Source organism: Chlorobaculum sp. 24CR, from assembly GCF_004118635.1.
Lineage (GTDB): Bacteria > Bacteroidota > Chlorobiia > Chlorobiales > Chlorobiaceae > Chlorobaculum.
Map to the genome: position 1 here is coordinate 47,980 of NZ_SDGU01000028.1, position 24,625 is coordinate 72,604.

The following is a 24,625-nucleotide window of genomic DNA, read 5'->3' on the forward strand; positions in this document are numbered from 1 at the left end:
GTAACCGGATTTTCATAAATATCGCCACCCTTCCGGAGTCGTGAGAACGGCCTCCGGCGGGTCGGATTGTTACGGAAAAACGTTTCACCGCTAAACACAGCAATCGTAATCATGGACGCTCGTACTATCACGGCCAAGGAACGCATGGCCATCCCCCGCCAGAAGATGCCCGCTCAGGATCCAGTGGAGCGCGCCGGCAACTTCAACGAGGTCAATCTCGGCCTGACGCCGGAACAGGCGCAGCAGGAAGCCCTGCGCTGCATTCAGTGCAAGGACCCGGTCTGCATCGCGGGATGCCCGGTCAATATCAAGATCGACCAGTTCATCAAGCTCATCGCCGAGGGCGACTTCATGGGCGCGGTCAGGAAGATCAAGGAGGACAACGTGCTGCCCTCGATCTGCGGTCGAGTCTGCCCGCAGGAGGACCAGTGCGAGAAGGTGTGCGTGATCGGCAAGAAGCACGAGCCGGTGGCCATCGGCAACCTCGAACGCTTCGTCGGCGACTACGAGCGCACGAGCGGTCAGAAGATCGATCCGAAAATCGCGCCTCCGACCGGCAAGAGTGTCGCCGTCGTCGGCAGCGGCCCGGCCAGCCTGAGCTGCGCCAACGATCTCGCGCAGTATGGCCACAAGGTGGTGGTGTTCGAAGCACTGCACGAGCTTGGCGGTGTGCTGATGTACGGCATTCCGGAGTTCCGCCTGCCGAAGGAGATCGTGCACGAAGAGCTCGACGGCCTGCGCCGCATGGGCATCGAGTTCCGCACCGACGTGGTGGTTGGACGCACCATCACCATCGACGAGCTGATGGAGGAGGAGGAGTTCGACGCGGTCTTCATCGGCGTCGGCGCTGGCCTGCCGTGGTTCATGGGCATCCCCGGCGAGAACCTCGTGGGCGTGCTCGCGGCCAACGAGTTCCTCACCAGGGTCAACCTCATGAAAGCCTACGACTTCCCGAAGAGCAGCGACACGCCGGTGTTCGACTGCAAGGGCAAGAACGTGGCGGTCTTCGGCGGCGGCAACACCGCCATGGACGCCGTCCGCACGGCCAAGCGGCTCGGCGCGGAGCACGCCTACATTGTCTATCGCCGCTCCGAAAAGGAGATGCCCGCCCGCGAGGAGGAGATCCACAACGCCAAAGAGGAGGGCATCGAGTTCCTGCTGCTCACCACCCCGCTCGAATTCGTCGGCAACGACCAGGCCTGGCTCACCGGCGCGAAGTGCCAGAAGATGGAGCTTGGCGCGCCCGACGATTCGGGACGCCGCCGCCCGGTGCCGGTCGAAGGCTCGGAGTACATCCTGCCCATCGACATGGCGATCATCTCCATCGGCAACGGCTCTAACCCGCTCATCCATCAGACCACGCCCGACATCGAGGTCAGCAAGCGCGAGACCATCGTCGTGGACATCAACACCATGCAGACCTCCAAGGAGAACGTCTATGCTGGCGGCGACATCGTCACCGGCGGCGCGACGGTGATTCTGGCGATGGGCGCAGGACGCACGGCGGCGGCGGCCATCAACGAAAAGCTCGTCGGCAAGGCCAAGAACTTCGACGAGTGGTAAGCCGGTGAGCGACCTGTACCGCTTCGGCATTTCGCTCGACAGGGAACTGATCGAGGCTTTCGACCGGCACATCAAGGCCCAGGGCTACCAGAGCCGGTCGGAGGCCCTCCGCGACCTCATCCGCGAGGAGCTGCTTCGCAAAACGCGGATGGAGGGCGGCCTTGTCGCCGGGGCCATCGTCATGACCTACGACCACCACAAGCGCGAGCTGGTCAACCGGCTCATCGACATCCAGCACGACTTTCACGACCTCATCATCTCGACCCAGCATGTGCACCTCGACCACGAGAACTGCCTCGAAGTCGTCGCCGTCAAGGGCAACGCCCCGGAGATCGAAAAGCTCTCCAGCGCCCTCAAGGTGCTGGTTGGCGTGAAGCATCTCGACCTCTCTCTCTCCTCCGCCGACTGACTGACATTATCGGCAGGAAACCGATTCAACCCCGTTACCTGTTGCTCATCGATAGCACAAATCTTATTTTCATGCTATCGACAACCACAACAACGCTTCGCCATGCAGAAAAAAACCACGCTGCTCGCCTCGGCGCTCATGCTTTGCTCGACGCCGCTTTTTGCCGCCATGCCGCTCCAGACCGACGACACCGGCACCCAGGGCGCGACTCACAGCCAGATCGAAATTGGCGTGGAGTCCGCGACAAACAAGGAGAGCAAAGCCGGAGTGTCATGCAAGGAGACCGGCGGCGCGGTTTCGGCCACCCTCACCTACGGTTTGACGGACAAGATCGACCTGATCGCCGGTATGCCGTGGGAGTGGCGAACGGAAAAAGAGAATGGCGTGAAGATGGCTGATGAGCACGGCCTCGGCGACGTCGCCCTGCAAATCAAATGGCGCTTTTACGAACTGCCCGACACCGGCTTCAGCCTCGCGCTCAAACCCGGCCTTACCCTGCCGACCGGCGACGAGCGCAAAGGCCTCGGCTCCGGCAAGGTTTCCGGCAATGTGACGCTCATCGCCACGCGCGAGGCCAAGCTGGCCACCTTCCACTTCAACCTCGGCTACAGCCACAATGAGTACAAGCTCGACGAACTCAGCGAATCGTCGAGAACGAACATCTGGCGCGCGTCGATGGCCGCCGAGCTGAACGTGACCGACAAGCTCAGGGCCGTGGGCGACATCGGCATCGAGACAAATTCAGAGAAAGATTCGGATACCCATCCGGCCTACATTCTCGGCGGTCTGATCTACGAGGTCGCCGACAACGCCGACCTCGACCTCGGCATTCGTGGCGGCCTGAATGACGCCGAAACCGACACCACGCTGCTCGCCGGCGTGACGATGCGCTTCTGAACCAAACCACGGGAGAGCGAACCATGCACATGTCGGACGCCTTGCTTTCGCCGGTTGTCGGCGGCGCGTTCTGGGCAATCAGCGCCGGGATGATCGGCCTGTCGTCGAGGAAAATCCCGGCGGAACCAGACGGCTCGAAGACCGTGCTGATGGGGGTGATGGGCGCGTTCGTCTTCGCGGCGCAGATGATAAACTTCACCATTCCCGGCACCGGATCGAGCGGGCACATCGGCGGCGGCCTCTTGCTCTCGGTGCTGCTCGGCCCGTGGCGGGCCTTCATCGCGCTCGCCTCGGTGCTCGTCATCCAGGCGCTCTTCTTCGCCGACGGCGGCCTGCTCGCCCTCGGCTGCAACATCTTCAACATCGCCTTCATCCCGGCCTTCGTCGCCTGGCCGCTCCTCTTCCGCCCCATCGCGGGCGACGGCAGCTCACCCGTGCGCCTCGCCACGGCGAGCATCGCCGCCGCCACGTTCGGTCTGCTGGCCGGAGCCTTTTCGGTGGTGACGCAGACCACGCTGTCCGGCATCTCTGACCTGCCGTTCAACCTCTTCGTCTTCTTCATGCTGCCGATCCACGTGGCCATCGGCATCGTCGAAGGGGTGCTGACCTGGGGTGTGCTCTCGTTCATCACCTCCACCGAACCGGGGCTTCTGCGCCCGACCTCCGAAACTCGCGCCCCGAAAACCGGCATCGTGACGGCGAGCCTGTTCGTCGCAGCGCTCGCCATCGGCGGGGCGCTTTCGTGGTTCGCCTCATCGAATCCGGACGGCCTGGAGTGGTCGGTCGCCAAAGTGGTCGGCAAGGAGGAGCTGGACTCGCCCGCCGAAACGGCTCACGAGTTCCTCGAAGGATTGCAGAAAAAGCTGGCGATCCTGCCGGACTACGATTTCAGGAAAACCGGCGACGAGGCGACGACGACAGCCCCGACGGCCTCGCCCGTCAACGCCGGAACCTCGCTCTCCGGCATCGCCGGAAGCCTGATGGTGCTCGTGCTTGCCGGAGCGGCGGGCCTCTTTTTGCGCAAACGCTCGCCAATGTCCGGAAAACCGTGACGAACCGCTTCGACATCGGCAACCTGCGCAACGACAATCCATCGCGCCCGCTGCCGGTTGGAGACGGCGCGGCCATCGTCATGCTCGCGCTCTTCATCCTCTTTGTGATCTCCGTGCCGAAGTTCGACCTCGCCGGAGTGATCGCTTTCGCGGCCTTTCCTCTGCTCTTCGCGACCGCCGCCGGAATCCCGCTGCTGCCGCTCCTCAAGCGCCTCGTCGTCGTTTCGCCCTTTATCCTCTTCATGGCGGCGGGCAACCTCGCGCTCGACCGCTCCGCCGCCGTGACGATAGCCGGACTGGCCATCACCGGCGGCGCGGTTTCGGCCTCGGTGATCGTGCTGAAAACGGTGGTGACGCTCGTCGCGCTGCTCTCGCTCATGGCCATCATGCCCTTCCACCGCTTCGGCATGGCGCTCCGGAGCCTCCGCGTGCCGGAGCCGTTCGTCACGCAACTGCTGCTGGTCTGGCGCTACAGCTTTCTGCTCGCCGAGGAGGCCGAAATGATGCAGAAAGCGCGTGACCTGCGCAGCTTCGGGGGGCGCGGCAAGGGGGTGCTCGTGACGGCGCGGCTCATCGGCTCGCTCTTCATCGGCACGACCGCGCGGGCCGAGCGAATCTACATGGCAATGAGCGCACGCGGCTTCATCGCGGCGCTGGATTCACGCCCAGCCATGCCGCTGAAGCCCGGCGACGTCGCCGCAATCGCTGGCGCGGCGGCGCTCTTCGCCCTTGTTCGCCACCTTTTCTGAACACCTTTTTCCGCAGGAGATTCCGATTTGATCGAGATCGAACAGCTCGCCTTCGCCTACCCCGACGGCACCAAAGCGCTCGACGGTCTCAGCCTCTGCGTGGCAAAAGGCGAATCGCTCGGCATCGCCGGATCGAATGGCGCGGGCAAATCGACCCTCGTCAGCCACCTGAACGCCTGGCATCTGCCGCAGGCGGGATCGGCGCGAATCGGCGGCATCGCGGTGGAAAGGAAAACGGTCGAGCAGATTCGGCAGATGGTGGGGCTGGTTTTCCAGAAACCGGACGATCAACTCTTCATGGCGAGGGTTTACGACGACGTGATGTTCGGCCCCTCGAATCTCGGCATGGGCGAAGCGGAGAGCCGCGCCGAAGCCGAACGTCTGCTGCGGCTGTTCGGGCTTTGGGAGGTGCGCGACAAACCGCCCGCCCACCTCTCGCAAGGCCAGAAGCGCTTCGCCGCGCTGGCGGCGGTGCTCGTCATGAAGCCGGAGCTTCTCGTCATGGACGAACCCACCTCCGACCTCGACCCCCGCAACCGCCGGATGCTCATCCGACTGGTCAACGGTTTGCCGACCACAAAACTCACCGTCTCCCACGACCTTGACTTCATCTGGGAAACCTGCACCCGCGTCTGCATCATGAACAAAGGAAAGATCATCGCCGATGGCCCAACAAAAGAGATTCTCGCGAATCGCGAGCTGCTCGAAGCGAACGGCCTGGAGCTTCCGCTCAGGTTGCAGGGCGAATAAAAACATTCTTCCTTCCCATGAGGCTGTCTCAAAAGCCCTGTCAATGCCGGCTGAAGCGGCGCTTCGACGGCGCGGCGTGAAGTCTCATGGAAAAATGGTTATTTTCATCCACCGCCAACGCGCTGGCAAGCGCGAGTAAGCAGTGCAATCAAAAGCGGCGAGTGTGAATCACCGCGGTCGTCCCGAAAATTCCGGGCAGGGCCAGGCATCAAGTCAGTACAAAATCGAAACGCAACATGATGGATAAACGAGGTCGGAACCAACTGCTGCCTGCGGCAATCGCGCTGTTCTGCCTTGTCTCTTTTCTGTTCTTCGACCAACCGCTGACGCTGTTTTTCCACCAGCTCGACACCGGACTCTGGCATCGCGTCTGGGAGGCAATCACCAGAGCGGGGCAATCCGAATGGTATCTCGCGGGCGGTCTCCTTTTGTACGCCGGATTCCGGAAGCGGAATCGTCAAATCTCCGTGAAAGGGTTGTTCCTGTTCAGCACGGTGGCCGCGTCGGGACTGACGTCCGATCTCTTCAAAATCATCCTCTGCCGGGCGAGACCAACGCTTTTCCTGCAACAGGGTATCTATGGATTCGACCTGTTCGGATGGCATTTCGATCACACCTGGCAGTCGTTTCCCTCCGGCCATTCAACGACAGCCCTGAGCGCGGCGCTGAGTCTGTCGCTGCTCTTTCCGCGCTTCAGGCCCGCGTTCATCATCGCCGGAGTCGTGATCGCCGCGAGCCGCGTCGTGCTCTGCCAGCACTACCTGAGCGACATCGTGGCCGGTTCAGCGCTCGGCGTCGCGACGGTCGCGCTGCTCTACCGTCGCTTTTTCCCGCCCGTTGCGGGTGACAAGCCCAGATTACCAATGCTCTCTTTCGACCATTCGCCATGAAACCAGAATCACAGACGCCAAACAGAAACACGCTCCTCGCCGGTCTGGCCCTCCTCGTCTTCCTGTGCTTTTTCGCCGGAATCGGTTCCGGCCCGCTCTTCGACGTGGACGAAGGCGCGTTCAGCGAGGCGACGCGCGAAATGCTGGTGTCGAAAAACTACCTCACCACCTACCTGAACGGCGCGCTCCGCTTCGACAAACCAATCCTGATCTACTGGCTGCAACTGCTCTCGATCAAAACCTTCGGCATCAACGAGCTGGCCTTCCGGCTACCATCGGCCATCGCAGCGGCGTTCTGGGCGGGCGCGATTTATCTCTTCGTGCGCCGCGAGCGCAACGAAACCGAGGCGATGTTCGCCACGGCGCTGATGGCGCTTTCGTTGCAGGTGAGCATCATCGCCAAGGCGGCCATCGCCGACGCCGTGCTCAACCTCTGCCTGGCCGTTGCGCTCGCGGCGCTCTTCACCCACTGGCGCACGAAGCGACGATCGTGGATTTACGTCGCGTTCGCGGCAATGGGGTTCGGAATGCTCGACAAGGGGCCGGTGGCGATTCTCATTCCGGTGGTGGTCTCATTTCTCTTCTTCCTTGCGCAGAAGGAGTTAAAGGCGTGGTTCCGCGCCATGCTCAATCCGACGGCCATCGCGCTCTTTCTGGTGATCGCGCTGCCGTGGTACATACTCGAATACCGCGAGCAGGGACAGGCCTTCATCGACGGCTTTTTCCTGAAGCACAACGTCAGCCGCTTCAAAGGCTCGATGGAGGGACATTCCGGCTCGCTGCTGTACTACATTCCGGTGGTGCTCATCGGCCTGATGCCCTCGACCGGGCTGTTTTTCGGACTCTTCACCAGGCTCCGCTCACGCCTTGCCGACCCGCTCTGGCAGTTCTGCCTGATCTGGTTCGCCTTCGTCTTCGTCTTCTTTTCACTTTCGGGCACCAAGCTGCCGCACTACATGATCTACGGCTACACGCCGCTCTTCATCCTCTTTGGCGCGGAGCTGTCGAAAATCGAGCGCTCCTGGCTGCTCGCGCTCTGGCCCGCCGGTTTGTTGCTGCTCCTCGCCGCCCTGCCGCTCGTGCTGGCGCAGTTGATGCCGTCGATGGACAATCTCTTCATCCAGGCCCAGCTTCAGGGATTTCTCGCGGAGATGGCGGCCATCCACTTTTCGCTGCTCATGCTCGCGGCGGCGGCGCTCTGTGTGCTGCTGCAATTCCTGCCGGTGATCGCGCCTCCGTTGCGCTTCATCATCGGCGGAGCTTTGCTGACCTTCTCATTCAACTTCGTGGCGATGCCGATGGCCGCCAGAGTGATGCAGGCACCGGTCAAAGAGGCGGCGCTCTTGGCCCGGAAGGAGGGTCTGAAAATCGTGATGTGGGAGGTCTATTACCCCTCTTTTTTCGTATATTCAGGCTCTTTTGCCGAACGGCGCTTCCCCGAACCGGGTGACGTGGTGCTCACCAGCATCGACCGTCTCGAAAAGCTCGGCCCGGTCGAGCGGCTGTACGGCAAGCATGGAATCATGCTCGTCAGAATGCCGACTCAACCGACTTCCCGATGAAACTCTCTGTCGTCATACCCCTCATGAACGAGGCCGAAAGCATCGGCCCGCTCTTCCTGGCGCTCGCCTCGGCGCTCCGGGGCATCGAGCACGAAATCGTTCTGGTCGATGACGGCTCGACCGATTCGACCGTTGCCGAAATCGAACGGCTCGCTCCGGCGAACGCGAGGCTGGTGGTGCTCAACAAGAATTACGGCCAGACGGCGGCCATGTCGGCAGGCATCGACGAGGCCCAGGGCGAGCTGATCGCCACGATGGATGGCGATTTGCAGAACGACCCCGCCGACATTCCGATGATGATCGCCCACCTCGAATCAAAAAAGCTCGACGTGGTCGCAGGCAGGCGGGCGGGCCGGAAAGATGGCATGATGCTGCGCAAGATTCCGAGCAGGATCGCCAACGCGCTGATCCGGAACCTGACCAACGTCCACATCCGCGATTACGGCTGCACGCTGAAAGTATTCAAGCACGACGTGGCGAAAAATCTCGGTCTGTACGGCGAACTGCACCGCTTCATTCCGGTGCTCGTGCAGCTCTACGGCGCGAGGATGGAGGAGGTTGACGTAAGGCACCACGCGAGGAAATACGGCAAGTCGAAGTACGGCATCGGCAGAACGTTGAAGGTGTTGAGTGACCTCCTGTTCATGGTTTTTTACCAGAAGTACGCCCACCGGCCAATGCACCTGTTCGGCTCGCTTGGCTTCATCACGCTGTTCGTCGGCCTCGGCATCGATTTCTACCTGCTCGCGCTCAAAGTGCTCGGTCACGACATCGGCGGACGCCCGCTTCTCAGCCTCGGCGTCATTCTGACCTTCATCGGCATCCAGCTCATCACCACCGGCTTCATCGCCGAATTCATCATGCGCACCTACTACGAGTCGCAGAACAAGAAACCCTATATCATCAGAGAGATCGTTGACAAAAGCAAGTAGCTCCATCAAAAGCAAGGTGTTCAAAACGGCAATCCAGCTTCTGCTCACCGTAGCGGCGCTCGCCATCGTGCTCAGCAAAACCGATACAAACCGGCTCGCCTCGCTCATCGGCCATGCCAACCCGTGGCACCTTCTCGGCGCGATCCTCTTTTTCAATATCTCGAAGATCGTCAACGCCGTACGGCTGAACCGCTTTTTTACGTCAATCGGCCTGCAACTCTCGGCGTGGTACAACCTGAAGCTCTACTACCTCGGCATGTTCTACAACCTCTTTTTGCCAGGCGGCATCGGGGGTGACGGCTACAAAATTTACGTACTGAAAAAAAATCACGGCCTGACGGTCATCAACATCTTCAACGCCGTCTTCTGGGACAGGGTCAGCGGCATTTTCGCGCTCATCTTCCTGTCGGCGCTGCTGATCATACCGAGTTCGTTCGCGGCGCTCTACCCCGGTGAAATGCTCTGGATCTGGGTGATCGCCGGAGTCGCCTACCCGCTGTCACTCTTGCTGACCTGGCTTTTCTACCGCCAGTTCATGCCGGTCTTCATCGTGACGGCATTCGAGTCACTGGTGATTCAGGCGACCCAGGTCATCTCGGCGTGGTTCATTCTCATGGCGATGTCGGCCACGGCGCACCAGATCGACTATCTGGCCATCTTCCTGATTTCGAGCGTCGCCACAATTCTGCCCCTCACCGTCGGCGGAGCCGGAGCGCGCGAAGTCACCTTCTTCTACGCCCTGAACCACCTCGGCCTCGACGTCAACACCGGCATCGCGCTCTCGCTCATATTTTTCGCCATCTCGGCAATCTCGTCGCTGGTGGGAATTCTGGCCAAAATAAAACACGAACCCGGCCACTCGCTGGCCTCGAAGTGAGGAAAATAGGACTTATAGGTCGTATAGGTCTTATAAGTCCTATACGACCTATAAGCCGTTTACTTCCCCCACTGCCAAATCTTTCAACCTTAGCTGCACGTATTCTCGGCCGTTCCATTGATTTCTTTCGGGGATGCAGACGAGTTGCAGGGTTGCGGCGGTTCCGCAAGATTCGAGGTCGGTGAACAGGTCGGGGCGGTCGAAAGCGATCACCTCGAATGAAGCGCCACGCCCTCCTCGTACCGTGAACTTGACGTGCCGTTCCCGCAGCAGTTTCGGTTTGCCAACCAGGCGGCATCCGGTGGCGGAAAAGAGCGGCTCTCGGTTAGCGAAGCCGAAGGGCGCGAACTGTTCGAGCACGTTGAGGAAGTTCGGGGTGACTTCGTCGAGCGCAAGTTCGGCGTCGATGAAGAGCGACTTCTGGCGCGCCTCGACCGGCAGCAGCTCGCGGCACACCTCGTCGAAGCGGCGGCGGAACGCTTCGAGCTGTTCGGGCCTGAGCGTCAGTCCCGCCGCCTGGTGGTGGCCACCGAACTGTTCGAGATGCTCGCGGCACTCGTGCAGCACGTCGTAGATGTTGAGCTGATCGACGCTCCTGACCGACCCCTTGATGAGGCCGTTCATCCGCCCCATCACGACGGTGGGTAGCTGGTGCTTGTCGAGCAGCTTCGAGGCCACGATGCCGAGTACGCCGAGGTGCCACGTTTCGTCATACAGCACAATCGAGGAGCAGTGGCTGGCGCAATGGCCCGCCACCATCGTTTCGGCGCGCGACGTAATTTCGGCATCGATCTCCCGCCGTCGCCCGTTCAGCGCTTCGAGTTCCGCCGCGTGAACTCGCGCCTCCGCCTCGCCGGAACAGAGCATCCACTGCATCGCCGCGTCGGCGGACTCCATGCGCCCAGCGGCGTTGATCCGGGGCGCGATGCCGAAGGTGATGTTCATCATGCCGAACTCGGCGAGGTTGACCTTCATATTCTCGGCCATCGCCCGGAAGCTCACGCGGGGCGACCGGCGCATCAGCTCGATCCCCTCGCGCAGATAGACGCGGTTCTCGCCGTGCAGCGACACCATGTCCGCGGCGGTCGCAAGGGCCACGAAGTCGAGATATTTCCGCCACCCCTCCAGGCCATCGCCTCTGGCCTCGACCATCGCCTGGATGAGCTTGAGCGCCACGCCGCAGCCGCACAGCTCGCGGAACGGATAGCCGCTGCCCTCCACCTTCGGGTTGAGAATCGCGACCGCCTCCGGCAGCTCCCCGGCTTCATGATGGTCGCAGATGATGACATCGATCCCTTTGGCGGCGCACGCCTTCACCTCGGCGATAGCGCAGATGCCGCAATCGACCGTGACAATGAGCGAGACCTTCTGCCCGACCGCCCAGGCGATGCCGCTCTCTGAAAGCCCGTACCCCTCGGTGAAGCGGTCGTTGATGTAGTGACAGACATCGGCCCCGATTTCACGCAGAAACAGCGAGAGCATGGCCGTTCCGGAGGTGCCATCGACATCGTAATCGCCATAGACCATGATCTTTTCGCCACCGGCAATCGCCTTCGAGAGGCGCGCGACGGCGCGTTTCATGTCACTGAAAAGGAATGGCGACGGAATCTCGTCGAGCGACGGGCGAAAAAACTGGCGCGCCTCCTCGAAGCTCGAAATACCGCGATTGCAAAGGGCGGCGGCGATCGGCGTACTGACGTTGATCGATTCGGCAAGCCCCTGCACCAGGGTAGGTTCGGGATCGAGACGGGTCCAGCGGAAGCGTTTCATGTACAAGTTCTTGAGTCGAAAAAGCGGGTCGGCCAATGTACGGATATTTGCCCGGTTCTTCAGAAAGAAAATAGTGGGCGGCCCGGAATCCCGTAACGTTGGAATAGGCTTGAAAATAGCATAGATTTCAAGATTGCCGATTACCGGCTCGACAGCGACAAGACCGCCCTGGCATTGATTGGCGCCAAAGCTCCGGCTGAACCGGCCTCCTTATAACCTTCTGAACGATTTTGTGATGAACAAGCTCACCACCATCGAAAGCCATTTTCTGCAATTGCAGAAGCGCTATCCCGAAATCAAAAGCGAAGTTACCGACCTTCTGAACGACGTCGCCTTCGCGGCCAAGCTGGTGCGGCGCGAAGTCGTCCGGGCGGGTCTGGCCGACATTCTCGGCCTTGCCGGATCAACCAACGTGCAGGGCGAGGAGGTCAAAAAGCTCGACCTGTTCGCCAACGAACGGCTCATCAATGCCATCGGCCAGCACGGGCGCTTCGCCATCATGGGCTCCGAGGAGAACGAAGAGACCATCACGCCGCCCAAGTTCGAGTCGGGCGAATACGTCCTGCTCTTCGACCCGCTCGACGGCTCGTCGAACATCGACGTGAACGTCAGCGTCGGCACCATCTTTTCGATCTACCGGCTCAAGAGCGACGACCCGTCGAAAGCGAGTCTCGACGACTGCCTGCAGAAAGGCGCCGATCAGGTTGCCGCCGGGTATGTGATTTACGGCTCGTCGGTCATGCTGGTTTACACCACCGGGCACGGCGTACACGGCTTCACCTACGACCAGACCGTCGGCGAGTTCCTGCTCTCGCACGATAACATCAAAACGCCGGAACGCGGCAAATACTACTCGGTCAACGAAGGCTCGTGGCATGAGTTCAACGACGGCACCAAGCGCTTCCTCGACTACTTGAAGGAGGAGGACAAGCCAACTGGCCGCCCATACAGCACCCGCTACATCGGCTCATTCGTCGCCGACTTCCACCGAAACCTGCTCACCGGCGGCGTGTTCGTCTATCCGGCAACCAGCAAGCACCAAAACGGCAAGCTCCGCCTGATGTACGAAGCCAACCCGATGGCCTTCATCTGCGAACAAGCCGGAGGCCGGGCCACCGACGGCCACCGCCGCATCCTCGACATCGAACCCACGGAACTCCACCAGCGCACCCCGCTCTACATCGGCAGCAAGTCGGACGTGCTCATCGCCGAAGAGTTCGAGCAGGGCAAGAGGTAGGATTTATTGGATTTGTCTGATACCGAAAGCCCCAGCCGATTGGTTGGGGTTTTCGGTTTTTCGGGGATCGGCATCCGGAAATACATCGGGACAACACCCGCAGAGGATGGCGGACGGCAAGAGCTATCAGGAGGCTCTCGGCAATGCAGAACAGATGATCGATGAGTGGATCGAAACCGCCACAAGTCTCGGCAGGCCGATTCCGCAGCCGAAAGGTCGGCTTGCGTATGCGTGAGCAGCGGGCAGGGACAGCGGCTCACAGTCGCAGTACCTTTTAGCTGGGCAGATAAATGCTCTTGGTTTTTGCAAGCACATACGCTATCTTGATTCATGTTGATCACATTGGATACAAACATAATGTATCAGGCGCTGAAAAGCTCAAGTGGAGCATCCTTCTATATTCTTCAGCAGGTGCGCGAAATAAGGATTCAGATTGCTCTTTCCGTTCCGCTGTTTGAGGAATATGAGGATGTGTTAAAGAGAGAAAAGTCTCTCGATGACCTTGAACTGGATGTTGAGGATATTGATAAATTTCTGCGATTTATTGCCTGGGTTGGAAAACCGTATAAGTCCTATTTTCTTTTTCGGCCAAACCTGAAAGATGAAAAAGACAACATGGTTGTCGAACTGGCTATCGCAAGTCAAAGTGATTATCTGGTAACGAGCAACGTGAAAGATTTTGATAATGCGGAACTCAGGTTCGATCAATTGAAAGTTGTGACGCCTGCTGAATTTGTTAAACTATGGAGAAGCAAAGATGTCTAAGGTAAATGTTTTGACCATCAGAGTACCTTCGGAACTGAAAAACAGAATCGCTCAGGTTGCGGAAGAGCAAGGGGTTTCGATCAATCAGCTCGCAATGTATATTTTCACCAAAGAGATTGGCAATATCGAGGCAGGGAAACGTATGTCAAGTTTATTGAAGGGTCACTCGAAAAAAGAGATTCTTGCCGGTTTCGATGAGGTTATGGCAAAAGTCAAAAAACGACCGGTTCCTGATTGGGATAAGATGGCATAAAAGCTGTTGGTGATTAGTCAGGAGCATATTTAAGGTAAAGCACTATCAGGTTTATGAGGAGGAGAGGGTTGTAAAAGTGATGAGGATGTGGACTCGTTGAGAGTGAATTGATGTGTACTCGGCCTAAGTAAGTGCTATTGGCTGTTTCAATTCGATTGCTATAAAGGAACAAGATTTGATAAGAATTAAGAGAACCTATATGAGCAAAAGAATTTTTCTTAGTCATACCCATGCAGATAAACCATTCGTGCGAAAACTAGCGCTTGATCTTGAAACACATGGTGCTGAATATTGGCTGGATGAGGCGGAAATAAAGGTTGGTGAATCTCTTATTACGAAAATACGAGAAGGCATCGATGAAGCTGACTTCGTGGCGGTGATTCTCTCTCCAAATTCAGTTGCGTCTCCTTGGGTTCAGCGAGAGTTAGATGTTGCCATGAACCAAGAAATTGCAGGCCACAGGATAAAGGTGCTTCCAATAATGTACCTTGCCTGTGATCTCCCAGGCTTCCTACTTGGAAAATTCTATGCGGACTTCACTGATGAAACGAACTACTCGTATGCTTTAAGGCAATTAGTAGAGAGTATGGGGCTTGTGTTTAACAAGTCAATACTGGATACAACCCGAACGAGAGCCTCGCTTGGAGAAGCGCTTGATCGGGCATTTGTTTTTAACTTGCAGATGTTATCAAAGCCTTTTTATCGCCCATTTCAGTATATGGGCATGAGTGTCAAAGAGGTTTTTGATATCGTCGGAGGCGAAATAAACGAGGCTGGTAATATCATAGTGGAAAATGATGAAAGTAGGATGTTTTTAGAGAGGGAAGGTAATTTTATCACTTTCATCGAGGTTGATTTGAAACGCACAATTCCTTTCAATCAAGACCAAGAGTTTGATCCAGAACCGATGTTAGGAGCACTGAGCATCAATCCAAGCGAGCTTGATCTTGTGAGGTCTAAAGTGCATTGTCATACATACTACGATCACAAAAAGAAATTGAAAATCAATGTGATGTGTGTGCATGATGGCGGCCCTATCACTGTAGCGTTCAGCTCTAAATATTATGGAATGTGAAATTTGTGTTCATCATTTCTCCTCTTTCCATCATTTCCCCACAACGCGCTCCACCACCGTGTCGTGCAGCACGGGGCGGAACTTGCGAATCTTGATGTTCGCCTCCGTCGGCCAGACCCGGTTGCTCAATAAAATCACCGCTAAATCTTTCTCCGGATCGACCCAGATGCTGGTGCCGGTGTAGCCGAGGTGGCCCCAAGAGTTGGCGGAGAAGCGGGTGCCTGCGGAGGATTTGCCGGGGGTGGCCATGTCCCAGCCGATAGCTCGCGGCCATTCGGTTTTCCTCAGGAACATCCTGACCGTCGATGCCGCGATGGAGCGCTTGCCGTCCAGCTCCCCGCCGTTCATCAGCATTTGCACCATCTTCGTCAAATCACCTGTTGTGGTGAACAGGCCTGCGTGGCCGGCGGCTCCGCCGAGGAGGGCGGCGTTCTGGTCGTTGACGAGCGGGCGCGGCGTGGCGAGCGGCCAGGCAGCGTCGGGCGCGGTTGGCGCTATCCGAAAGAGGAGCGGCGGCGGCGGGTTGAAGAGCGTCGAACTCATGCCGAGCGGCGCGGCGAAGCGGGCGTGGAAGTTGGCGGCGAGGCTCTCTGCGGTCAGCTTTTCGATGATTCTGCCGAGCAAAATGAAGTTCAGGTCGCTGTATTTCGTCTTGCTTTCCGTCGTGTAAATCAGCGAGTCCTGCTCGATGGCGCGGAACACTTCGCCGGGCGTGCTGCACGTTTTGGCGTAAAAGCTGTGCGCTCGCAGGCCGGAGGTGTGACGCATGAGCTGCTCGATGGTGACGCGCCCCTTGCCGTTGCAGGCGAAGCCGGGCAGGTAGCGGGCGACAGGCGTTTGCAGGTCGAGCGAGTCGCGCTCGGCGAGCTGCATGGCAATGCTCGTGGTGACGACCGCTTTCGTCAACGAAGCGGCGTCGTAGATGGTCGTGGTATCCGCCGGTGCGCTCGCCGCGTCGTAGGTGAGCCGCCCGAAGGCTTTGTGATACAACGTTTTACCCCGGTAGATCACCGCGAGGCTCGCGCCGGGAAAGACGCTGTCGGCGACGGCGCGTTTCATCACCGCGTCGAGCTTTGCGAAATCGGGAGTTCTGGCTTCCGCCGTCAGCGCAGCCGTCATTACAGCCACGCTGACGAGGAGTGAGAGAAGTGATCGAAGCGCTTTCATCGCGAGCCATCCGTATCCGGCATAATGCCGCACGAAAACCTTGAACATGAATATCCTGACAACCGCCAGCCATTGCCGACTGTAGGGACGGCTCTTGTGGCCGTCCTCTTTCTCTGTCTGTTCATCGTGCCTCTCCTGCCGGAATGCCTCAGAAGAGCGTAAAGCGCACGTACCGCTTCGGCCTTTTCTTCAGATCGGTGAGCAGGGAGTCGAGCGACACCAGCGAGCTGCTGAGGTTGTTGTAAAGCGCGGGGTCGCTGTTGAGCTTGCCGAGCGAACCCTTGCCCTCGTTGAGCTGCCTCATGAGCGTCTCGGTTTCAGCGGCGGCGTTCTTCAGGTTTACGATGGTCTCTGCGGTGTCGTCGGCCAGCGACTTGTCGTGCAGCAGCTTCGACAGGAGTCCCTTGCCGCTGGAGATTTGCCTGCTGACGCTGGTCAGTTCCTCCGAACTCTTGCGCAGGTTGGCCACGGTTTTCTGCAAGTCCTCGCCCATCTGCTTGTCCGAAATGAGCCGCCCCGCCGGGCCGTCGCCGTGGTTGAGCTGGTCGAGCAGCGTGTTGAGTTTTTCGATGGTCTGCTTGGCGTTCGTTGTCAGTCCGGCCAGGCCGTCTTCGGGGGTGAGCTGGATGTAGTCGCCTTCCCTGACCGGTTTGCCGACGCCCGCGGTGATATCGACATACTTGTCGCCGAGCACGCCGAGGGAGCGGATGGCGGCTTTCGAGTCCTTGGTGACCAGTCCGGCGAACTCGTTTTGCAACTTCAGGTCAGCCACGACGAACAGCGAATCGTTCTGCGTGGTGAAGCTGAGCTTCGAGACGGTGCCGATCTTCTTGCCGGAGACCGCCACGAAATTGTTTTCAGCGAGGCCGTTAACGTTGCTGGTCAAAATCCTTATGGTAGTCACGCCGGTGAAGATGCTGGTGTTCTTGCCGATCACCAGGCCGAGATAGGCGGCGAACGCGAGTCCGAGCAAAAAGAAGATGCCGGTTTTCAGGTCACTCCATTTCAGTTCTTTCAGGTTTCTCATACGGTGACAGGGGTCTTGAAAAAATTAAAGTTCGAGAATCTTGTCCGACAGGATCGAACGGATGAACGGATGCTCCGACTCGTGCAGTTTTTCCGTCGGGCCGTCGAAGATGATTTTGCTCTGGTAGAGCACGGCCACTTCGTCCGCGATGGCGAAGACATCGTCGATGATGTGGGTCACGAACACCGCGCCGAGGTCGTTGCTCTTTTTGAGCGAGGTGATCAGGTTCAGGATTTTGCGCGAACTGACCGGGTCGAGACCGGCGGTCGGCTCGTCGAAGAGGATCATCTTCGGGTTGAAAATCAGCGCCCTGCCAATGGCCACGCGCTTCTTCATGCCGCCGCTGAGGCTTTCGGGGAGCTGATCTTCGTAGCCTTCGAGTCCGGCGAAACGAATCTGTTCCATCACGCGGCGGCGTATCTCCTCGTCGGGCAGCCGGAGGTTTTCGCGCAAAAAGAAGCTCATGTTCTGGGCGATGGTCATCGAGTCGAAGAGCGCGTTGCCCTGGAAGACGATGCCCATTTTGCGCCGGATCGGGTAGAGATTGGCCTCCTTCATTGGCGTGATGTCAACGCCATCGACGAAGACCTGGCCGCTGTTGGGTTTGATGAGGCCGAGCATCAGCTTGATGATGGTGCTCTTGCCGACGCCGCTGGGGCCGAGAATCGCCTTGATGGTGTTGTCTTGCACGGCCAGCGAAACCTTGTCGAGAATCACCTTTTCGCCGTACTTCAGCGTGACATTCCGGAGTTCAATCATAATCAGTGCATGATGTCGAGCACGATTTTCGAGACGTAGAAGTTGGCCACGAGCACCAGGCCCGACGAAGCGACGATTCCCTTGATGGTCGAGCGTCCCACGCCCGCCGTGCCGCCGCGAGCCGAGAAGCCGTTGAAGCTGCTGACCAGCGTGATGATGATGGCGAAGACCGGCGCCTTGAGGAAGCTGACGACGAAGTCCTTGGGGGCGAGTCTCGGGTAGATCGAGTTCCAGAAGATGCCGGGATCGATTTTGTGGTAGTATTCGGCCACGAGCGCTCCGGTCTGCAACCCGGCGAAGTCCGAGAGGGCGATGAGCGGCACGAACATGATGAGCGCCGCCAAGAGCCTCGGCATGACGAGCTTGGCGATGGGGTCGGTGCCGAAGGCGCGCAGGGCGTCGATCTGTTCGGAAATCTGCATCGCGCCAAGCTCCGCGCCGTTGCGCGATCCGTAGCGGGCCGAGAGCATGAGGCCCATCAACAGCGGGCCGAGTTCGCGCAGCACGGCGTTCGAGGTGGAGCGGCCGAGCATCGTTTTCGCGCCGAACTCTTCGAGCAGATTGCCCACCTCCATCGACATCAAGGCCCCGATGGAGATCGAGCTGACCAGGACGATCGGGATCGACTCGACTCCGCAAATCAGCGCCTGGTCGAGCACGTCCCGCCAGTAGCGCTTCGCCTTGGGCAGGGTGGAGAAGGCCCGGAGCGCGAAGTAGAAAAATTCCTGCATGGTCAGCAGCAGCTCCTTGAGCCGGAGCATCTTGCTGTCCACGTAGTTACCGATGAAGGTCGATGCCATAATCACAGATTCGATTCATCAAAAAAATGCAGTGCGCGGCTTCCGGTGCAAGTATATGAAAACCTGAGCGAATGTTCAGCCAAAGGGGGCAAAAATCTCACCCTTTGGCCACCGGATAGAGTCGGCTCTTCATTTTGGTCACCCATTCGTAGGGAATCCATATCTGGCCGAAATTGTCTTCGTGATCCTTCAGGCCGTGGTAGTCCGAGCCGCCCGAAAAGAGCAGGAAGTACTCGTTGGCGATTTCACGGTAGTAGTTCTGCCGGTACGCATCGTGCGAAGGATGGATGATTTCGAGGCCGTCCAGCCCGAAAGAGATGAGCTGGCGCAGGATTTCATCGGGCACGTTCTGCGCGGGATGAGCCAGAAATGACAGCCCCCCCGCTTCGTTGACGAGTCGGAGAACCTCCTGCGGATGCGTCTCGATGCTTTTGACGTAGGCCGGACTGTGCGAGCCGAGGTATTTGCTGAACGCCTCGCTGAAGCTTTTGACGAAGCCGCCATCCTGAAGCACCGCCGCGATGTGCGGACGCCCCACGCTGCCGTTCTGGGCCTTGATGATGATCTGTTCGATCTCGATCTTGACGCCCATCTTCGCCAGCTTCTGCACCATGCGCTCCGCCCGATCCGTGCGGAGTTGGCGGCAGTGATCCAGATAACTCTTCAGCTCGGATTGCTGATAGTCAAAAAAATAACCGAGGATATGAATGTCATATCCCTTGTAGGCTGAGCTCATCTCCACACCGGGGATAAGCTCCAGACCCAATTCGAGTGCTAATGGCTTTGCTTTGTCTATACCCGTGACGGTATCATGATCGGTGATGCTGATGGCTTTCAGTCCGACACGAAGCGCCTTGCGCACGATCTCTTCTGGAGTGAACAGACCGTCCGAACATTTGGTGTGTATGTGTAAATCCGCTTTATCAAAGCCATTATGCCCTACACCTGACGAGCTGTATGGCATGGCCAAATTCTGTTTTTAGTGTTTTTTTTCAATCTGACTATATAATAAAAATTCCTTCTCTCTTGTACAGAATTGACAATAATTTTTTGCGGCTGAAAGTTGCAGGAGGGTAGAACGTGGGGGAGACGAGGCGGGTCCAGACCCTCCAGGCGGAACTGGCCGGACAGATTCGTCCGATCAGTCCCCGCTTGTCACATGGGCAGCAGGTGACCGGTACCGATCATGACGATCAGGGCGATGCCGAGGATCAGGCGGTAGCCGATGAAGACGCCGGTGGTGTGGCGCTTGAGGTAGGCGAGCAGAAAGGCGATGGAGAGGTAGCCGGAAACGAAGGCGAAAACCGTGGCTACGGCAATCGCGATCATGTTGTCGTTCGAGGCGGTGATGATGTCCCAGGTTTTGTAGAGCTGGTAGGCGCCCGCCGCGAAGACCGAGGGAAGCGAGAGCAGAAAAGAGAATCGCGCCGAGGTTTCGCGGTCGAGGTTGCGGAACAGCCCCGCCGTGATGGTGACGCCGGAGCGCGACGAGCCGGGAATGAGCGCCATCGCCTGCGCCAGGCCGATAATGATGGCGTCCGTCCAGGTGATCTCCTTGATCGCTTTTCCTCTGCGTCCGTCGCGGGCGCGGTTTGCGGTGTGCTTTTCGGCCACGACCAGCACGAGGGCCAGCAGAATCAGCGCCGCCGAAACCCAGTAGAGCGAGCGCAGGACGGTTTCGATCTGGTCTTTGAACGCGAGTCCGAACACGACGATCGGTATCGTTCCGGCAGCGATCATCCATCCCGTCCGCGCTTCGTCCGTTTCAAGCGGCTTGCCTTTCAGCACTCCCGAAATCACCGCGCCACTGATCGAGGCGATGTCTTTGGCGAAGTAGATCAGTACCGCCGCGAGCGTGCCGATCTGCACGATCGCCGTAAAGGCCGCGCCCGGATCTTCCCACCCCATGAGGGCCGGAACGATGCGCAGATGGGCCGAACTGCTGATGGGTAAAAATTCAGTGAGTCCCTGAGCGATGCCGAGAGTGATGGCCTGGATGAGGGTCATGGATGGTTATGCTTCGGTTACTGGATGCCGCATTGTGAAAGGAGCTCGCCGATGCGCGTTGCCGCCGCCATGACGGCGCGTCCGCGGTGGCTGATGGCGTTTTTCTCGTCGATGCCGATCTGGGCGAAGGTGCGCTCCATCCCCTCCGGCGCGAAGACCGGATCGTAGCCGAAGCCGCCGTCGCCCTGCGGCCCGGTGGTGATGAGGCCGTCGATGTGCCCGTCGGTGGTTTCGTCGAAGAGCATCGCCCGCCCGTCCGGCGCGGGCAGGCGACCCTTCATGGCGATGACCGTCCTGAAGCGGGCCGTGCGCTCGCTCTTGCCGCGCATCTCCGAGAGCAGGTGGCGGACGTTGTCTGCGTAGGTGCGCGTCGCGCCTTCCGGCACGGGTGCGTACCGGGCGGAATAGACGCCGGGCGCGCCGCCAAGCGCATCGACCTCGAGGCCGGTGTCGTCGGCCAGCGCGATGAACCAGTCGAGGCGCGGCGAAACCAGCTCGAAGATGGCGTCGGCCTTGAGCCGCGCGTTGCCTTCGAGCGTCGGCTCGGTCTCCTCGACCTCTATGTCGAGCGAGAGGTCATGGAGCGAGCGAACGCTGATGCCGGAGGCGAGGCCTTCGAGCACTGGCTTCAGTTCGCGAACCTTGTCCTTGTTGCCGGTGGCGAGAACGATGGTGATGTCGGGGTGTTTCGGTTCCATATTCGATTATCGGCGGATGAGGTCAAGGATTTCCTGAATAGCTGCCGGAAGGCCGATGAAGACGGCGCGGGCGATGATGGCGTGGCCGATGCTGACCTCTTCGATGTCGCGCAACTCCTTGAATGGCGCAATGTTGAGTACGCTGAGGCCGTGCCCTGCGACCACAGAGAGGCCCATTTCGCGGGCGATGCGCGCCGAGTTGCGGATGCGTTCGAGTTCGTATGCCGTCTGAGCGTCGCTTGTGCAGAGCGAGTAGATACCGGTGTGAAATTCAACGATATTGGCCCCGGCTTCGGCGGCGAGCGCGATCGACTCCTCCTCCGGCTCGATGAAGATGCTGACGCCTATCTCCTTGTCGCGCAATGGCTTGACAAATTCGCAGAGGCGGGTAAAGTGCTTCTGGATAGCGAATCCGCCCTCGGTGGTCAGCTCCTCGCGCTTTTCGGGCACGAGTGTGACGAGGTCGGGCCTGAGCGCAAGCGCGATTTTTTGTATTTCGCTGGTCATGGCCATTTCGAGATCGAGCTTGGTGGTGACGGCCTCCCGCAGCCGGGCGAGGTCGTCGTCCTTGATGTGGCGGCGATCTTCGCGCAAGTGGCAGACAATGCCCGCCGCGCCGTGCTTTTCGGCGAGCAGGGCGGCCTCGACGGGATCGGGATGTCCTTCGTTCCGGGCGTTACGCAGCGTGGCGATATGGTCGATGTTAACGGCGAGTCTCATGGTCATAGCTCCTCGGTAATGTTCATGATTCGGGAATTTTCCGGTGAGTTGAGAAGATAGGAAAAAACAAAAGAAACATACGGTTACAATCAGGGGGAGAGACGCGGATGGAGCGGGAGGTGATTGCAGGGACGAACCTGTGTGTTTGTCCCTGCAGAAGAGCGTTGCAAAAGGTTCTTCCGGGAACTTGGCCGTGATGCGGCAGTATTCTATTCGTCTCGGAATGATTCAAACCTTGCCAATGCGGGCACGATAAAGCTACGGACAAAACACAGGAACAACATGGCGATGGTTATTGAAAAACCGGGTCTTTTCGCTAAACCGTGTCAACGATCATAGATTCCTGTCATTGTAAAAAGGAGAAAATCTGTGACCGGAAAGAAAGAGAAAACACCGGACATCCAAGGTGCTTTTTCAGGAAAATAGTAACCCGCATGGCCAAAGCGCATCGATCTTGAACAGCTTGCCGTACTGACGGCGTGATGGTTGTTGCGCTATACTCGTCTCCTCCTTTTTCGATAAGGTATGGCTTCTCGACCTGCCAACGTATAAATGTATGCAGGTCTCCTACGCAAAAATCCCGTCCATCGGCACAATCGGCAGCGGCCTCTGCCGCAGCGACTCTTTTGCGGCAATGGCATTCGCGGCCTGGCGGCCCGTGAAGGCGGCGGCTTCCATGAGGAAGACCGGGGCGTTGGTGCGGACCCAGTCGCCGGCGAGGAATAAATTGGGATACGGGGTTTCAACGCCGGGACGATTGGCGTGCTCACCGGGTGCCCAGCGGGTGAAGTTGGATTGCATCATGAAAATTTCGTGCCGGATCGACGCTTCACGGGCTTCGGGGAACATAGCGTAGAACTCTTGCAGCATCGCGGCGCGAATCTCCGGCTCGGAGCGGACATCTTCCGGTGCAACGGCGTAGGCGTGCAGTTCGGCGACGCAGCCGCCGGTGCGCTTCGCCCAGTCGATGAAGGGCTGCTGGAAGCTTGAGTAGAAGCTGATCGAGTCGGTGTAAGTGTAACCGGAGACTGTGTAAAAAGGAAAGTCGGCGGACTTGAGCGGGCGGTCGAGCCAGACGCGCCAGACGACGTAGGGGTCGGCCTCCCCAAGCGCGGCCACGCGGCTGGCGAAGTCACCGTTGCCGAGCTGGCTGCCCGCGATCAGCTCTCGCGAACCGCGCACGTCCGAGGCCACGACGCAGTAGTCGCACGGCAGCTCTTCGGCGGTGACTTCGCCGGGCGACGAGGCTGACGACCTCTGCTCGATCACGAGCATCTCCCCCGCCTCACGCACCTCGAACCTGACGAGCGGCGCTTCGGGCGGCCCGCTGAACGGCACCCCTTCGGCGTCGAACCGACCGGCGTGACAGGGGCAGTACAAGCCGCCGTCCGTGCCCTCTTCGGGGCTGACCGGGCAGCCCATGTGGGTACAGCGCCCGTCGAGGGCGACCCACGACGCGCCCCGTCGCGCCACGAGCACGGGAAATCCCGCTTCGGTGGTATGTTGCAGCCACCCCGTCACCGGCACCTCGCGCTTCGGAATCGAAGCCACCGCGCCACTCGAAGCTCCCGCGCCGTCGAGCCGCACCGCCGTGACGCGCCCCTCCTGCAGCACGAGCTTGCTCGCTTTGCGCCCTTTCAGTATGCGCACGCCCATCTCGTTGAGCTTCTTCTCCAGCGGATCGATGAGGGCGCTCATGCAATCTTTTGTGGTGATTTTGAAGGCCAGGCCCTCCGGACTTCCCATAAAATAGAAGTGAAAATAGCGTATCGCCTCGGCGGCAGAGAGCACCTCCATGCGGTTCATCGTGGCGTCCGAAAAGGGGTGCAGCACCGTGTCGATGAAGGCCGGAAGCACCTCGCCGCGGCGGCAGTAGGTCATGAAATCGATGCTGTCCCAGTCGTGGAAGGTGCGGTCGTACTGGTAGCGGAACATGCTGATGACCGGCCACAGTCCGGGGTACTCCTTCAGGAACGACGCGATGTCGAGCCGTTTCGACTGCTGCACCACCGATAAAATGTTGAACGGAAACCACTTCGGCGTCTGGCCGAACACCTCGACCTGCTTGTCGCTGAAGATGACCGGATAGCCGGGCGAGGCGGTGAACATCTCGCTGCCGATACCCGCCGAGGCGAACATTTCGTTCAGGTTGTAGTACTGCTCGAAAAAGCCGTGAAAGCCGTGCTCCACCGGAAACTGCTCGCCGAGCGCGTCGATGGGCCAGCCGGTCAGCTTGCCGCCGAGCGACGGCGAGAGTTCGACCAGCGTCACCTCGAAGTTCCGCCACGCCAGCTCCAGCGCCGAGCTGATGCCGGCCAGCCCGCCGCCGATCACCACCGCCTTTTTCGGCGTCGCGAGCTTTTCGGCCAGCTCGTCGTTGTTCTTGCCGGAGGTGCCGTAAACCTCCTTGCGCGGTTGGTAATAGCCGACAAGACCGGCAGTTGCGGCGCCGAGAGCGCCCGCCCCGATACCGGCGCGTTTGAGAAAATGGTGGAAAAACTCGCGTCGCTGCATGAGGAAAGTGATGGCGGTTCGAAAAGTCGCTGAACAACTACGTGAAGGCAATCTGTATAATAAAGGATCCTCGAAGCAGAGCTTCGAGGTATTTAGAAGAGTTGGAGCTGCTGTGAATGCAACTTTTTATACTCAATTTCTCGACCTTGACT

General features: G+C 59.1%; 24 protein-coding genes and 1 pseudogene. 15 read left to right on the top strand and 10 right to left on the bottom strand.

The genetic code is table 11. The features are described 5' to 3' along the window. Nucleotides 1–111: 111 nt before the first annotated feature. From gltA to EST62_RS06915, 10 genes are all read left to right on the top strand, one after another. Nucleotides 112–1,563, top strand: a complete 1,452-nt coding sequence (gene gltA, locus EST62_RS06870; RefSeq protein WP_167599223.1) for an NADPH-dependent glutamate synthase — start codon at nt 112–114, stop codon at nt 1,561–1,563. A gap of 4 nt (nt 1,564–1,567) precedes the next feature. Continuing rightward, a complete protein-coding gene (gene nikR / locus EST62_RS06875) occupies nt 1,568–1,972 on the top strand; it encodes a nickel-responsive transcriptional regulator NikR (protein WP_129051368.1) in 405 nt (134 codons plus the stop codon). A 102-nt stretch (nt 1,973–2,074) separates the two neighbouring features. Continuing rightward, nucleotides 2,075–2,869 carry a transporter gene (locus EST62_RS06880; RefSeq protein WP_167599224.1) on the top strand — a complete coding sequence of 265 codons (795 nt, stop codon included), beginning with the start codon at nt 2,075–2,077 and terminating at the stop codon, nt 2,867–2,869. 23 nt (nt 2,870–2,892) lie between these two features. Next, nucleotides 2,893–3,921, top strand: a complete 1,029-nt coding sequence (locus EST62_RS06885; RefSeq protein WP_129051369.1) for an energy-coupling factor ABC transporter permease — start codon at nt 2,893–2,895, stop codon at nt 3,919–3,921. Further along, nucleotides 3,918–4,670, top strand: a complete 753-nt coding sequence (locus EST62_RS06890) for an energy-coupling factor transporter transmembrane component T (protein WP_129051370.1) — start codon at nt 3,918–3,920, stop codon at nt 4,668–4,670. The genes EST62_RS06885 and EST62_RS06890 overlap by 4 nt, the downstream gene beginning before the upstream one ends. Nucleotides 4,671–4,697: 27 nt before the next feature. Continuing rightward, entirely contained in the window at nt 4,698–5,420 is a 723-nt protein-coding gene (locus EST62_RS06895; RefSeq protein ID WP_129051371.1) for an energy-coupling factor ABC transporter ATP-binding protein, read from the top strand. Between the two features lie 236 nt (nt 5,421–5,656). Then, complete coding sequence (locus EST62_RS06900) at nt 5,657–6,310, top strand: phosphatase PAP2 family protein (RefSeq protein ID WP_167599225.1); 654 nt, start codon at nt 5,657–5,659, stop codon at nt 6,308–6,310. Next, complete coding sequence (locus EST62_RS06905; RefSeq protein WP_129051372.1) at nt 6,307–7,872, top strand: glycosyltransferase family 39 protein; 1,566 nt, start codon at nt 6,307–6,309, stop codon at nt 7,870–7,872. The genes EST62_RS06900 and EST62_RS06905 overlap by 4 nt, the downstream gene beginning before the upstream one ends. Further along, a complete protein-coding gene (locus EST62_RS06910) occupies nt 7,869–8,804 on the top strand; it encodes a glycosyltransferase family 2 protein (RefSeq protein WP_129051373.1) in 936 nt (311 codons plus the stop codon). The genes EST62_RS06905 and EST62_RS06910 overlap by 4 nt, the downstream gene beginning before the upstream one ends. After that, nucleotides 8,788–9,681, top strand: a complete 894-nt coding sequence (locus EST62_RS06915; RefSeq protein WP_167599226.1) for a lysylphosphatidylglycerol synthase transmembrane domain-containing protein — start codon at nt 8,788–8,790, stop codon at nt 9,679–9,681. The genes EST62_RS06910 and EST62_RS06915 overlap by 17 nt, the downstream gene beginning before the upstream one ends. Nucleotides 9,682–9,729: 48 nt before the next feature. On the opposite strand, the gene recJ is transcribed toward EST62_RS06915, so the two are convergent. Further along, entirely contained in the window at nt 9,730–11,451 is a 1,722-nt protein-coding gene (recJ, locus tag EST62_RS06920; RefSeq protein WP_129051374.1) for a single-stranded-DNA-specific exonuclease RecJ, read from the bottom strand. 235 nt (nt 11,452–11,686) lie between these two features. On the opposite strand from recJ, the gene fbp reads away from it, so the two are divergent. The 5 genes and pseudogenes from fbp (at nt 11,687) to EST62_RS06945 (ending at nt 14,781) form a co-directional block, all read left to right on the top strand. Then, on the top strand, nt 11,687–12,688 hold the full coding sequence (gene fbp / locus EST62_RS06925) for a class 1 fructose-bisphosphatase (protein ID WP_129051375.1): 1,002 nt from the start codon (nt 11,687–11,689) through the stop codon (nt 12,686–12,688). A 97-nt stretch (nt 12,689–12,785) separates the two neighbouring features. Further along, nucleotides 12,786–12,923, top strand: a pseudogene (locus tag EST62_RS06930) (type II toxin-antitoxin system HicB family antitoxin); the annotation flags it as partial. Nucleotides 12,924–13,018: 95 nt separating this feature from the next. Then, a complete protein-coding gene (locus EST62_RS06935) occupies nt 13,019–13,453 on the top strand; it encodes a putative toxin-antitoxin system toxin component, PIN family (RefSeq protein WP_129051376.1) in 435 nt (144 codons plus the stop codon). Further along, nucleotides 13,446–13,706 carry a toxin-antitoxin system HicB family antitoxin gene (locus EST62_RS06940; protein ID WP_129051377.1) on the top strand — a complete coding sequence of 87 codons (261 nt, stop codon included), beginning with the start codon at nt 13,446–13,448 and terminating at the stop codon, nt 13,704–13,706. Before EST62_RS06935 ends, EST62_RS06940 begins: the two co-directional genes overlap by 8 nt. 199 nt (nt 13,707–13,905) lie before the next feature. Next, nucleotides 13,906–14,781: a toll/interleukin-1 receptor domain-containing protein gene (locus tag EST62_RS06945; protein ID WP_129051378.1), complete on the top strand. Its 876-nt coding sequence runs from the start codon at nt 13,906–13,908 to the stop codon at nt 14,779–14,781. Nucleotides 14,782–14,811: 30 nt separating this feature from the next. Here EST62_RS06945 and EST62_RS06950 read toward each other — a convergent pair whose 3' ends face one another. The 9 genes from EST62_RS06950 to EST62_RS06990 form a co-directional block, all read right to left on the bottom strand. After that, on the bottom strand, nt 14,812–15,996 hold the full coding sequence (locus tag EST62_RS06950) for a serine hydrolase domain-containing protein (RefSeq protein ID WP_371414684.1): 1,185 nt from the start codon (nt 15,994–15,996) through the stop codon (nt 14,812–14,814). A 100-nt stretch (nt 15,997–16,096) separates the two neighbouring features. Beyond that, entirely contained in the window at nt 16,097–16,975 is an 879-nt protein-coding gene (locus EST62_RS06955; RefSeq protein ID WP_129051379.1) for an MlaD family protein, read from the bottom strand. 24 nt (nt 16,976–16,999) lie between these two features. Continuing rightward, nucleotides 17,000–17,734: an ABC transporter ATP-binding protein gene (locus tag EST62_RS06960; RefSeq protein WP_129051380.1), complete on the bottom strand. Its 735-nt coding sequence runs from the start codon at nt 17,732–17,734 to the stop codon at nt 17,000–17,002. A gap of 2 nt (nt 17,735–17,736) precedes the next feature. Further along, the gene (locus EST62_RS06965; RefSeq protein WP_167599227.1) at nt 17,737–18,534 is read right to left on the bottom strand and encodes an ABC transporter permease; all 798 of its coding nucleotides are present in this window, start codon (nt 18,532–18,534) and stop codon (nt 17,737–17,739) included. 97 nt (nt 18,535–18,631) lie between these two features. Further along, nucleotides 18,632–19,498, bottom strand: a complete 867-nt coding sequence (locus tag EST62_RS06970) for a PHP domain-containing protein (protein ID WP_129051381.1) — start codon at nt 19,496–19,498, stop codon at nt 18,632–18,634. 191 nt (nt 19,499–19,689) lie between these two features. Then, the gene (gene uppP, locus EST62_RS06975) at nt 19,690–20,541 is read right to left on the bottom strand and encodes an undecaprenyl-diphosphatase UppP (protein WP_129051382.1); all 852 of its coding nucleotides are present in this window, start codon (nt 20,539–20,541) and stop codon (nt 19,690–19,692) included. 17 nt (nt 20,542–20,558) lie between these two features. Further along, nucleotides 20,559–21,239 carry an RdgB/HAM1 family non-canonical purine NTP pyrophosphatase gene (rdgB, locus tag EST62_RS06980; protein WP_129051383.1) on the bottom strand — a complete coding sequence of 227 codons (681 nt, stop codon included), beginning with the start codon at nt 21,237–21,239 and terminating at the stop codon, nt 20,559–20,561. A gap of 6 nt (nt 21,240–21,245) precedes the next feature. After that, a complete protein-coding gene (locus EST62_RS06985) occupies nt 21,246–21,959 on the bottom strand; it encodes a pyridoxine 5'-phosphate synthase (protein ID WP_129051384.1) in 714 nt (237 codons plus the stop codon). A 567-nt stretch (nt 21,960–22,526) separates the two neighbouring features. Further along, nucleotides 22,527–24,473: an FAD-dependent oxidoreductase gene (locus EST62_RS06990; protein ID WP_129051385.1), complete on the bottom strand. Its 1,947-nt coding sequence runs from the start codon at nt 24,471–24,473 to the stop codon at nt 22,527–22,529. Nucleotides 24,474–24,625 lie beyond the last annotated feature (152 nt).

Bases quoted from the DNA above. Each gene is read 5' to 3' on its own strand.
- gltA (WP_167599223.1), top strand. From the start codon at position 112: ATGGACGCTCGTACTATCACGGCCAAGGAACGCATGGCCATCCCCCGC.
- EST62_RS06880 (WP_167599224.1), top strand. From the start codon at position 2,075: ATGCAGAAAAAAACCACGCTGCTCGCCTCGGCGCTCATGCTTTGCTCG.
- EST62_RS06885 (WP_129051369.1), top strand. From the start codon at position 2,893: ATGCACATGTCGGACGCCTTGCTTTCGCCGGTTGTCGGCGGCGCGTTC.
- EST62_RS06900 (WP_167599225.1), top strand. From the start codon at position 5,657: ATGATGGATAAACGAGGTCGGAACCAACTGCTGCCTGCGGCAATCGCG.
- EST62_RS06905 (WP_129051372.1), top strand. From the start codon at position 6,307: ATGAAACCAGAATCACAGACGCCAAACAGAAACACGCTCCTCGCCGGT.
- EST62_RS06910 (WP_129051373.1), top strand. From the start codon at position 7,869: ATGAAACTCTCTGTCGTCATACCCCTCATGAACGAGGCCGAAAGCATC.
- recJ (WP_129051374.1), bottom strand. From the start codon at position 11,451: ATGAAACGCTTCCGCTGGACCCGTCTCGATCCCGAACCTACCCTGGTG.
- fbp (WP_129051375.1), top strand. From the start codon at position 11,687: ATGAACAAGCTCACCACCATCGAAAGCCATTTTCTGCAATTGCAGAAG.
- EST62_RS06935 (WP_129051376.1), top strand. From the start codon at position 13,019: ATGTTGATCACATTGGATACAAACATAATGTATCAGGCGCTGAAAAGC.
- EST62_RS06940 (WP_129051377.1), top strand. From the start codon at position 13,446: ATGTCTAAGGTAAATGTTTTGACCATCAGAGTACCTTCGGAACTGAAA.
- EST62_RS06945 (WP_129051378.1), top strand. From the start codon at position 13,906: ATGAGCAAAAGAATTTTTCTTAGTCATACCCATGCAGATAAACCATTC.
- EST62_RS06950 (WP_371414684.1), bottom strand. From the start codon at position 15,996: ATGTTCAAGGTTTTCGTGCGGCATTATGCCGGATACGGATGGCTCGCG.
- EST62_RS06955 (WP_129051379.1), bottom strand. From the start codon at position 16,975: ATGAGAAACCTGAAAGAACTGAAATGGAGTGACCTGAAAACCGGCATC.
- EST62_RS06960 (WP_129051380.1), bottom strand. From the start codon at position 17,734: ATGATTGAACTCCGGAATGTCACGCTGAAGTACGGCGAAAAGGTGATT.
- EST62_RS06965 (WP_167599227.1), bottom strand. From the start codon at position 18,534: ATGGCATCGACCTTCATCGGTAACTACGTGGACAGCAAGATGCTCCGG.
- EST62_RS06970 (WP_129051381.1), bottom strand. From the start codon at position 19,498: ATGCCATACAGCTCGTCAGGTGTAGGGCATAATGGCTTTGATAAAGCG.
- uppP (WP_129051382.1), bottom strand. From the start codon at position 20,541: ATGACCCTCATCCAGGCCATCACTCTCGGCATCGCTCAGGGACTCACT.
- rdgB (WP_129051383.1), bottom strand. From the start codon at position 21,239: ATGGAACCGAAACACCCCGACATCACCATCGTTCTCGCCACCGGCAAC.
- EST62_RS06985 (WP_129051384.1), bottom strand. From the start codon at position 21,959: ATGAGACTCGCCGTTAACATCGACCATATCGCCACGCTGCGTAACGCC.
- EST62_RS06990 (WP_129051385.1), bottom strand. From the start codon at position 24,473: ATGCAGCGACGCGAGTTTTTCCACCATTTTCTCAAACGCGCCGGTATC.